The following is a 10,264-nucleotide window of genomic DNA, read 5'->3' as shown; positions in this document are numbered from 1 at the left end:
GCCGGCGCCGGCGCCGGCGCTATTCTTTGCGCGCCCTCCGGCGCGCCGGAGGGTTTTGGCAGGGTCGGGGGGCTGGCTTCGAGGTCGGCGCGCTGGCGCTCGACCTGACCGGCGACGGCCGCGCCCGCGCCGTCGATCGCCCGCGCCGCCGCTCCGACCGGCATGGACCCCATCGCCCGCAAGGCGCCCGCTGGATTGTCGCCCGACGCCTCGCCGGAGGCTTGCGGCTCGGGCGGGGCCGGAGCGGCGGCCCCGCCGCCTCCGCCTCCTCCTCCGCCGCCGCCGGCCGCCGGCGGGTCGCTCTCGGAGGGCTCGCCGGCGAATTCGCCGAGCAGGGCCGGCGGCGGCGCGCCGGGGGCGGCCGCTTCCGCCTGGGCCGGCGCGTCTGCATCGTCGGGCGCCGGCGCGGCATCGACATGGCCGGTCGGGTCGCCGGCCGACTGGACTTCGGCGCCGGGCTGTGGCTCCATCGCCGCCGACGCGGCCTCAGGGGCCTCCGCCGGGCCGGCGACGGGCTCTCGCGGCTCCGGCGCGGCGCGCTCCACTGGAGTCGCCTCGGATTGGGGCGGCGCGCTCGCCGCCGGGGGCGCGCTCTCGGGCGGCGACGCTTCCATTGCCGGCTGCGGCGAAGCCCCGGCGGTCGGGGGCGCCTCGATCGACTCCATCGGCGCGGGCGCGGCGTCGGGCCCCGACGCCTCGTTTTCGTGGCCGCCCTCGTCCATCTCATGCGCTTCGCCGTCTTCCTCGGCATTGCCGGCTTGCGTCGCAGGGCCTGCCTCGGGCTCGCGCGCGCGCTCCTCGGCGGCGGGCGCCCCGCCTGTCGCCGGCTCGGGCGCGGCCAAGTCCGACACGGCGGGCTGCGAGCCGTCCATCGACCCCATGGCCTCGGCGCCGGCGCCCGCCTCGTGGGCCTGCGCCTCGCCGCCGGCGGAATCGGCCCCGCTCTCTGGAGCCTGTTCCTGGTTTGGCGACCCGGCTTCCGAGCCCGCTTGCCCCCCGGCCCTTGCGTCGCCGCCGGATCCTTCCGCGACCGGGCCCGAAACCGGCGTGGCGCTGGCTTCGGCGGGCGCGGCGCCGGCTTCCGCGGGTGGGGCGGGAGCGGCGCCGGCCTCGGCGGGCGTCCCGGCGACTGGGCCGGCAGCCATGCCGCCGCCGCTTTCGGTCTGGGCGGCGTTCTCGGGCGCGGGGCCTTCGAGCGCCGCCGCCGCGACCGGCGCCTCGGCGGCGCCTTCGCCGGTCGGCTCGGCCGGCGTCGCCATCGCCTCCGGCTCGACGCTCTTGGCCGCCTGCGCGCCTTGTTGCTTTTCCCCCGGTTGCTTTTCCCCCGGTTCCTTGTCCGCCGCTTCCTTGGCGCCGGTCGCGGGCGTCGCCTGCGCTTGCTCGCCCTCTGGCGTCGTCGTCGGTGGCGCTCCGGCTTCCGCCTGACGGTCCTCGACGCCCTCGGTCGCCTCCGGCGCCGGTTCGGTCAGCAGGTCGAGGAGCGCGCGCCATTCATGCGATTCGATATGCCGCTCAAGCCAGCGCAGCACGTCGCGGCGCAGCGTGTCCTCCATGCGGATCAGCTGGTTGCGCAGGCGGCCGCTGCGATCATGGGCGTCGGCGCGCAACCGCGCCATCAGCGCGCGGCCGATTTCCTGCGTCGTGCGCGCCGGATCGGCGGTCTCTTTCGCGCGCGGCGCGACGCCGGCTACGCGGCGCGCCACCGCCGCCTCGGCGAGCACGGGCGGCGGCGCGCCGCGCTCCGCCGCCGCCTCCGCCGCCCGTTCGATCGCGTCGCCCGGCTGTGAGACCGGCGCGGCTTCGACGTCGGGCGCGGGCCCCCGGTGCTGCAACGTATGCGCCGCCTCATGGGCGAGCAGATCCATGCCGCCCGCCGTCTCCGGGCGCCAGCCGCCGGCGCGGAACAAGATATGCTGACCGAAGGTCACCGCCTCGGCGTCGAGCGCGCGCGCGGCGGCGTCGGCGGCGGCGCCGGTGTGAATGCGCACGCTGCGCAAATCCGCCGACAGCGCGCCCTCCAGCGTTCGCCTCACGCCCTCCGGCAATGGCCGTCCGGGTTCGGCCAGGGCGCGCCGCAGCGCGGCCTGTTTTCGCTCGGGTCGCTGAACGGCGAGCTTGCTCACGGCGCCTCCGCCGCTTGGTGGAGCGCCTCGAACAGGCTACGCGCCAGCGCCCGGCCGATGCGGCGATGCGAGTCGCCCGTCGCGACCGCGATGGCGAGCGGCGGCAGCCGCCAGTGCGCGGCGTCGGACCGGGGCGTCGGAAAGCCGCGGCGGCAAATGAGCAGCTCGAATTCGGCGGCGAAGGCCTCGGCGCAGGCGCCGCGCGCGCCGGGGCCAAAGCCCTCCAGCGTCAGCGAGCCGATCGCGAGGTCGACGGGCGCTTGCGGCTTCATGCCCAGCCCTCCGTCTCGAAGTCGCGCAGGCTGCGCTCGATCTTGGCGTATTCGACGCGCGCCGCCTCCAGCAGCAGCGGCATGGTCACGGCGCTGTCGCGATCGGCGGCAAGGAACAGACCGAGTACCGCGATGTTGCGAATATTGCCGCCGGCGATCTGCAGCCTGGCGAGCCTGGCGTAATCGATCCCTTTAAGCGGCGCCGCCGCAGGAAACGCGCCGCGCCAGATCGCCTCGCGCTCGCGGGCCTCGGGCAGCGGAAACTGGACGACGAAGCGCAGCCGGCGCAAAAAGGCGGCGTCGATATTGTCGGCGAGATTGGTGGTGAGAATGGCGAGGCCGCGATAGGCCTCCATGCGCTGCAACAGATAGCTCACCTCGATATTGGCGTGGCGGTCATGACTGTCCTTCACCTCGCTGCGCTTGCCGAACAAGGCGTCGGCCTCGTCGAACAGCAGAACGGCCCCGCCCTGTTCCGCCGCCTCGAACACGCGCGACATGTTTTTCTCGGTCTCGCCGATGTATTTGCTCACCAACTGGCTGAGATCGACCCGGCACAGATCGAGGTCGAGCGCCCCCGCGACGACTTCCGCCGCCAGCGATTTTCCGGTCCCGCTCGGTCCCGCGAACAGCGCCGTGATGCCGAGGCCGGCGCCGCCCCGCGCCGCCAATCGCCACTCGTCGTGGACTCGGGCGCGGTTGCGAAATTGCGCGGCGATGGCGCGCAGCAGCGCCTTGCGATCCTCGTCGAGCACGAGATCGCTCCAGTCGGCGCGCGGCGAGATCGATTGGGCGAGACCTTCCATCGAAACGCGGGCGCGTTCACGGCAGCTCGACCAGAGGCTCAGTTCCGGCGAGGCGCGCCAGGCGCGCGCGGCGGCGTGAATGGAGTCCGCCGAAAAGTCGAAATGCGCCGCGACCTGGACCGGGTCGGCGGCGCGCGCGACGGCGTCGTCGCGCAGCGACGCGCGCCAGAGTTCCACCTGCTCGGCGCGGCTCGGCCGCGCCACCTCGAAGGCGAGCGCCGGCCGGGTTTGCGCGCTCCAGCGCTGGCGCGAGAGAATGAACAGCGGGCCGGCGATCCGATCGGCCATACGCTCCACCTGAAATTGTTCGGCGGGCGTCTCGATCCTTTCGGCGTCGAGCGCCAGAACGGCGCGGCTCAGCGCCGCCTCGCGCTGCCACAGGCGCAGGAGCCGGTCGAGTTCTCCGGCCTCCGGCAGCGCCGCGGCGCTCCAGACATAGGGCCGCCAGCCCAGGCCGTCCGCCGCGGCGGCGACGATGGCGCGCTTGGCGCCGCTATCCGGCCCGGTCAGTTGAATGAGTTGCGTCGAGCCCGCCCACAAGGCGCCGATCCGCTCCGCGATGGCGCGATGCGAATCGACCAGCGGCGCGCCCTCCGGCAGCGGCGTCACGTAAGCGGCGAGGCGCGGCTCGAAAGCGGTCGCGCCAAGCAGGAAATGCAGCACGCGCTCGTCGATGCGCAGCGCGCTCGCCAACAGCGTCGGTCCCGGCGCGAGCGCCAGCAACTCCCAGCGCCGCAACGGCGCGTGCGGGGTCAGCGCGTCCCAACTCGGCTCGGCGTGGCGCGCGAGCGCGAAACCAAAGGTGGGGAAAGCCAGTCCCTCGCCTTGCGCCAGGGCAAGGCCCGCCGCAGCCGCCGGCTCCAGTTCCGCCGCCGCGCAGAGTAGCAACAGCTCGGCCTCGAAGCGCGAGAGTTCGAACAGGGCGGCGAGCAATTCGAGCGAGGGCGGCCAATAGAGCGGCGTCTCGCCGCGCGTTTCCAGCCAGCGCGCGACCGACGCCAGCGCGCGCTCGATCGGCGGCGATCGCCATTGCATTCTTGAGGCTGCTTTCGCCATCGCCATTTGAGCGTCACCGCGCGGGGTCAATTCACCAAAATCGTCGGGCCGTTGAAACCGCCTGAGGCGTCCGTGTCGAGCGGCGTCTCGGCGCCGTCGACGCGCACGCGCGCAAGATAAGTTCCATTGGCCATGCCGCTGAGATTGAAACGGACAGGGTCGTTGAGCGGATCGGTGCCGATATCGCCCGGGAAGGAATAGCCACGCCGTTGCGCGGACTCGGGAATTTCGTTGAGCAGCACGCGCACATCCTGTCCGGGCAGCGGCGGCGGCAGCAGGCGAATGTCGAGCGGGCGCGATGGCGGCGGCCCCGGATCGGCGGCGCCGAGGACGATGTCGGGCGCGCCGGGGGCTGGGCCCGTCCGCTTGAAGATCGGTTGATGGAGGAACACGCCCAGATTGGATTCGTTGACGTCCTTCACCGGCGGCGCGCCAATGTCGAGCGCGCGCACCAGTTCGACGCCGATGACGCCCGCCGGCAGATCGGCGGGCAGGGCGATCAGCGCGCGCGCATCCGTCGAGCCTGCGTCGAGCGGACTGCGCGCGCCATTGGCGAAGCGCGCGACGATGCCGTCCTGCCGCAATTGTTGGCCGATCAGCGCGATTTGATTGCCCGCCGCGCGGAAAACGACGCCGACCGGCTCCACCCGCTCGATGCGCGGGCGCAGGTACTGGATCGTCGTCGCTGCAAAGTCGCGCACCGGGAAGCCGTCGCGCGCCTGATTACGCGTGTCGATCAGCAGCGCCGACGCCGAATAGCAGAAGCTCGGACGGTAGCGGCTGTGAATCGAGGTCCACAGCTTTTGCATATCGTCCGCCGAAAGATTCATCGGGACGATTCGCAACAGTTCGAATTGATCGGCGAGGCGCGATTGCTCGATCGCCAGCAGCAACGGATCGGGGGCCGGCGGCCCGGGGGCGACTTGCAGCAGCGCGCGCAGGCGATCGCGCGTCAATTGCGGCGAGTCGCTGAGCGCCTGCATGGCGAGGCCCAACAGAACCTCGGAGATCAGTTCCTTCGTGCCATGGGCGCTGACGAGAAAGCTCACGTCGATCGCCAGCGGCGGCGACGCGACGGGCTGGCCGGCGCGGTCGCGCGCCGGCTCAAAGGCGTTGCGCCAGGCCGCGTTCAGCCCGACGTGATAAGGAAAAATGTTGATCTTCGGCGAGACGTCGTCCTTGGCCTGAAGATCGGTGCCGTCGATCTGTTCGGGCGAGACCACGGAAGTGCGCATGCCTTGCAGGGCGGTCAGCCCTTCCGCCGCGACGCGGTCGTCGATCAGGCGAGAGATCACGCGGGCGGCCGCGGCGATGGCCAGGGCGCTGCTCACCGGCCGCCTCCATCGCGACGCGCGAGATAATCGTCGAGCGTCACACGCGGCCTCTCGCGCGGGCGCGGCGCGGCGGGCGCGGACGGTGCGGCGCCTGCGGCCCGCACCTCGACGCGATCGATGGAAATGCGGATCGGCGGCGGCGCGGGAGGCGCGCTGGCGCGCTCCGCCGGCTCGAACAGTCGCGCCGGCGCCGGCGCACGCGGCGCGGCGGCGTCTTGCCGGGCCCGGGGAAACAAGGCGTCTGCGGAGGGCGCCGGCCGGGCGTCCTGCGCGTCTTGTGGGCGCGGCGGCGCGTCGGTTTCGAGGATGCGCGTCTCGATGAAGGGCGGCGGGTCGCTCCGTTCCGCTGCGGAACGCTCGCGCGCGATCGGTTCGGGCTGCGCCGGCGGGGCGGGCGGCGTCTCGCGCCATGCGACGGTCTGCGGCGGCTCGCGCCTTTCCACGGCGGGCGGCGGCGGATTTCTCACCGGCGGGTCGCGTTCCGAACGCGCGGCGGGGCGCTCGGCGCCCAATCGCGCCGGCGCGTCGGCGCCCGCGCGCTCGACAAGGCGCTCCTCGACCGTTTCGCCCCAGGCCGGATCGATGGGCGTCGGAGTCGCGCCGCTGGCGATGCGCGGCTCGGCGAGCGGGGCGGCGCGGGTCTCGCGCGCCAGCAGCAGGTCGAGATAGTCGGCGCTCATGACACCAGCTCCAGATAGGCGGCGCGGCGCGGCTCGCTCATCGCCAGGATCTCGGCCTCGCTCCAATGATAGACGCGGGCGATGGCGTCGACCTCGCGCAGAATGCGGCGGGCGGCGGCGCGCAGTTCGCGCCACAGAAACTCGCCGGCGTCGAACAGCACGTTCCAGGCGCGCGGGCAGGCGCAGCATTGCAGATCGACGCTCCAGCAGCTCTTGTGCGCGGCGGCGACCGCCTCCAACAGCAGCGCGGTCGGCGCGTCGTCGGCGGGCGTCTCCAGCATGCGCGCCAGCAGTTGGCCGCGCGCCGCGTCGCGATCGGGGCAGGCGGCGGCGCGCGCGAGATCGCGCGAATTGGGCCAGCGCAGGCGCCAGACGCGTCCCTCCGCCGATATTTCGAGAACATCCTCCGGCGCGGCGAACATTTCCGGCGCCGTCGGCAGTTCATATTCGAGCATGGTCCCGCATGCGGGACATTGCGCGAAGGCCCGCCACTGGCTTCCAAATAGCGCGCGGCGCCAGGCCATCAGCGCCGCGTCGCGCCGCGCCACGCCAAGATCCAACGCCGCCTCCTGCGCCAAGCCGGACAGGCCGGCGAGCAACGCCGCCGGGCGTCGCCAGTCGGGCTCGGGCCGCGCCGTCTCGAACGCGCGCAAGATATCGGTGGCGAAGTTGCTCACGATGAAACGCCCGCGGTGGGTCAGAAGGAGGGTTCGGCCGGCTCGGCGACGTCCGGGTCCTGCATCCAGCCTTCGTTCTCGAGTTTGAGATGGGCGATCGCGATGGCGTTGGCGTTGGCGTCCAAATCGGGAAAAGCCTGATATTCAGACACCCAGCAGCGAAACACATTATAGGCTATGACCACTTGTCCGGCCTCGTTGTAGAGTTCGAGGCGCAGATTCTTGCGGAAGTCCTTGAGCGAAATCTCCTTGCCCTGGCCGCCGCGCACATCCCACACCTTGCGCGCCCAATCCTCGAAATCGGGATCGTGGGTGACGCCGCGCTCCAGCGTGATCGCCTCATATTCGGTGCGGCCCGGCGATTTGTGGCTGGTCGAAGGATCGGCGCCGTCGCGATGTTTGACCACTTCCGTGGTGCGCTTGAGCGCGCTGACCTTGCTGATTCCGGCGACGTAGCGACCGTCCCATTTCACGCGAAACTTGAAATTCTTGTAGGGATCGACGCGGGTCGGATTGACAGTGAAATTCGCCATGGGCGCCTCCGTTCGAACTTTTTTGCCTGCTCCCGGAATGGCCGGCGCGACCGCCCCGGCGAGAGCCTTCCCGTCGCGTCGTCCGAGCCGACGCGCGGCTAACCGTTCGCGGCCTGACCGGCGATCTGCTGCAATTGAATGACGACGAATTCCGCCGGCCGCAGCGGCGCGAAGCCCACGATGATGTTCACGCGCCCGCGCAATTGATCGGTCGGCGTTGTGGTTTCGGCGTCGCACTTGACGAAATAGGCCTCGCGCGCGCTCGCCCCGGCGAAGGCGCCCTGGCGGAACAGCCCCTGCAGGAAGGCGCCGATGTTGAGGCGGATCTGCGACCATAACGGTTCGTCATTGGGCTCGAACACAACCCATTGCAGTCCGCGATACAGACTCTCCTCCAGGAACAGCGCGGTGCGGCTGACCGGAATATATTTGTAGTCGTTGGATTCCTCGTCGGAGCCGCGCAGCGTGCGCGCGCCCCAGCTGACAACGCCAAAGGGCGGCAGGACGCGAATGCAATTCACGCCCCACGGATTGACGATCCCGTTCTGGTCGTTGGTCAGCGTATATTGGACGCCAAGCGCGCCGACGATGGTCGCGTCGGTGCCGGCGGGCGCCTTCCATACGCCGCGCGTCGCATCGGTGCGCGCGAAAACGCCGGCGATGGCGCCCGAGGGCGGCATGGTGCGCAATTGCCCGGGATTGAGGGGATCGGCGACCTTGATATAAGGATAAAACACGGCGGCATTGACGCTCTTGGGAAGTTCCGGCCCCTTCACCTTCTTTTCCATCTTGTCGACGCTGACGTCGAAGGGGGAATCGACGATCAGAAAGGCGCGTCGCGACTCGCAATAGGCCGCGGCGTCGGACAGGGTCGCCGGGTCGGTGACGCCGGGCATCACCATCAGATTGAACAGGTCGACCTCGTCCAGCGCGCGAATGCCCTGGCGTCCGGGGCCGGCCGGAACATAGCTCGCATAGGTCGTCGCCGGCGTGATATCGGCGACGGAGCCCCCTTGCAACGACGCGTCCACGCCGGGGACGGCGACCGCGCCGGCGAGCAAGCCGAGCGTCGTCGCCAGTGTGTCGGCGCCCGCCGCCGCGACCTGCACGGTGGATCCCGCGCCGGGCGAGCCGGATGCAAGGACCAGCTTGTCGCCGCCCGACACCGTCGCGGAGAAATTCTTGTAGGCGGGCGTGTTGCGCATGCCGCGCAGCGCCGTCTGAAGGCGGGCGGCGACATCCGCCAAATTCGCGGCGAGCGCGCCGGCGCCGCCGGAGGCCGCCGCCGCGCCGACGTCGATCGTGTCGGCGACGCCGCCATCCAGCGCGATCTGCAACTTTTGCGCGCCGGCGGCGGGCGCCGCGTCCAGCGCGTCGGCGGGGAGCGTCGCGCCGGTGAGCGAACCCGGATCGGGAATCGGCCGCGGCCGCAACTTCGACGCGCCGTCCACCTCGACGCCGCCATTGGCCAGGCCGAGCGTCAGAAAGGCCGCCGCGTCATTGGCGGCGCCGGCCAACACGCGCACGCTGGAATTTTCGCCTGCCGCGCCGGAGGTGAGCAGCAGTTTGGCGCCCGCGACGGCGCAGGTGAAATTCTGCACGGCGGGCGCGGCGTTGGCGGCTCGCACCTTTGTTCGGATAGCGATGGCCAGATTGCCCAGGCGCGTAGGATTGTCGCCGCCGAGAAAATCACCCGCGCCGATGGAGACGCGAATGACCGGGAGGCCATTGACGATCACGCGGAAGTCCGAGCGCTGCGGCTGGCCCGGGGGCGGCGTCAGCGCCGCCAGCACATCGCCGATGTCGGCGCTGGTGCTGGTTCCGGCGTCGGGGAAGGCCAGTCCCGCCGCCCGCTTCGCCGACACCAGACGCGAGCCGGCGAGGGCGGCTTCGAGATATTTCGGGTCCTGCGAATTCATCGACAGCGCCGTGTAGCTCTCGGCGGAGCCGGGATCGTCCGAGGGCGTCAGCGTCAAATTGAAGCTGTTGGCGGGGGAACTGGTGTTCCAATCGATGACGGCCTTGATGGTGTTGCCGAAATCGCCGGCGTCGAGGGCCGTGAGGGTCGCCACCAGCGTATTGTCCGACGCGCGCAGATCCAGTTTCGCGAAATTGGGATTGGCGGCGACGCGCACCACCCACGCTTCCGCTCCGCCATTGGCGAAGAATTGCCGAACTGCGAAACCGAGATCGTAACGGGACACGAGCCCGCCGAAATTGCGCTCGAAATCGGAATAATTCAAAATTCGCACCGCTGCGTTCACCGCGCCGCGCGAGGCCTCGCCGATGAAGGCCCCGACCGATGTGCTGACGCCGCCGATGGCGTGCAATCCGCTGGGAAGACGTTCCAGATAGACCCCGGGAAATTGCGTCGTGATCGGCATGGGCTGCGTCTCCGAAAAAAAATTTTCGATGCCCCCGCCGGGCTCAAGCCTAAACTGTCCTCAAGCTCTCGATTGAACCCGGGAAACAGGCGACGGTACCAAATTTAATTTACGTCGTTGTTGTTGTTCGTCTTCGGGGTTTTCGCCCGAGGGCGCGCGGAAGCCCGAACAAAGCTTATTTGATCAGCATATCCCAAAATCATTGGCTAGCAAGGGCTATTCGCGATCTTGACGTCATCCGCGCGACGGCGAACACACGCTAGCCCAGAAAATTCACGGCGGGGCGGCGGGAGTGATACAGCCGTTTAATTTCGTGCAGAGTTTGGGTGTCGCGCCAACAATCCATAATTTCATGGAGTGGCCCTTATTCGTCCTCCCCGGCGCTTGCCAGAGAATTTG

At 70.3% G+C, this 10,264-nt stretch carries 8 protein-coding genes; all 8 read right to left on the bottom strand.

Annotation, left to right across the window (positions count from 1 at the left end):
• A partial coding sequence (locus QZY01_RS03135; protein ID WP_294533204.1) for a DUF4157 domain-containing protein occupies positions 1-2,123 on the bottom strand: 2,123 nt, incomplete at its 3' end.
• Positions 2,120-2,395 carry a hypothetical protein gene (locus tag QZY01_RS03130; RefSeq protein WP_294533201.1) on the bottom strand — a complete coding sequence of 92 codons (276 nt, stop codon included), beginning with the start codon at positions 2,393-2,395 and terminating at the stop codon, positions 2,120-2,122. The genes QZY01_RS03135 and QZY01_RS03130, both read right to left, overlap by 4 nt.
• Complete coding sequence (locus QZY01_RS03125; protein ID WP_294533198.1) at positions 2,392-4,236, bottom strand: ATP-binding protein; 1,845 nt, start codon at positions 4,234-4,236, stop codon at positions 2,392-2,394. The genes QZY01_RS03130 and QZY01_RS03125 overlap by 4 nt, the downstream gene beginning before the upstream one ends.
• A gap of 47 nt (positions 4,237-4,283) precedes the next feature.
• A complete protein-coding gene (locus QZY01_RS03120) occupies positions 4,284-5,588 on the bottom strand; it encodes a DUF4255 domain-containing protein (RefSeq protein ID WP_294533195.1) in 1,305 nt (434 codons plus the stop codon).
• The gene (locus QZY01_RS03115; protein ID WP_294533192.1) at positions 5,585-6,271 is read right to left on the bottom strand and encodes a hypothetical protein; all 687 of its coding nucleotides are present in this window, start codon (positions 6,269-6,271) and stop codon (positions 5,585-5,587) included. The genes QZY01_RS03120 and QZY01_RS03115 overlap by 4 nt, the downstream gene beginning before the upstream one ends.
• A complete protein-coding gene (locus QZY01_RS03110; protein ID WP_294533189.1) occupies positions 6,268-6,948 on the bottom strand; it encodes a hypothetical protein in 681 nt (226 codons plus the stop codon). The genes QZY01_RS03115 and QZY01_RS03110 overlap by 4 nt, the downstream gene beginning before the upstream one ends.
• A gap of 20 nt (positions 6,949-6,968) precedes the next feature.
• Positions 6,969-7,481 (bottom strand): phage tail protein, encoded by a 513-nt coding sequence (locus QZY01_RS03105; RefSeq protein ID WP_294533186.1) that lies wholly within the window; start codon positions 7,479-7,481, stop codon positions 6,969-6,971.
• A 98-nt stretch (positions 7,482-7,579) separates the two neighbouring features.
• Complete coding sequence (locus tag QZY01_RS03100) at positions 7,580-9,865, bottom strand: phage tail sheath C-terminal domain-containing protein (RefSeq protein WP_294533183.1); 2,286 nt, start codon at positions 9,863-9,865, stop codon at positions 7,580-7,582.
• Positions 9,866-10,264: the final 399 nt, after the last annotated feature.

This window comes from uncultured Rhodoblastus sp. (assembly GCF_903903185.1).
GTDB lineage: Bacteria > Pseudomonadota > Alphaproteobacteria > Rhizobiales > Beijerinckiaceae > Rhodoblastus.
This window is presented reverse-complemented; position numbering and strand designations above follow the sequence as displayed.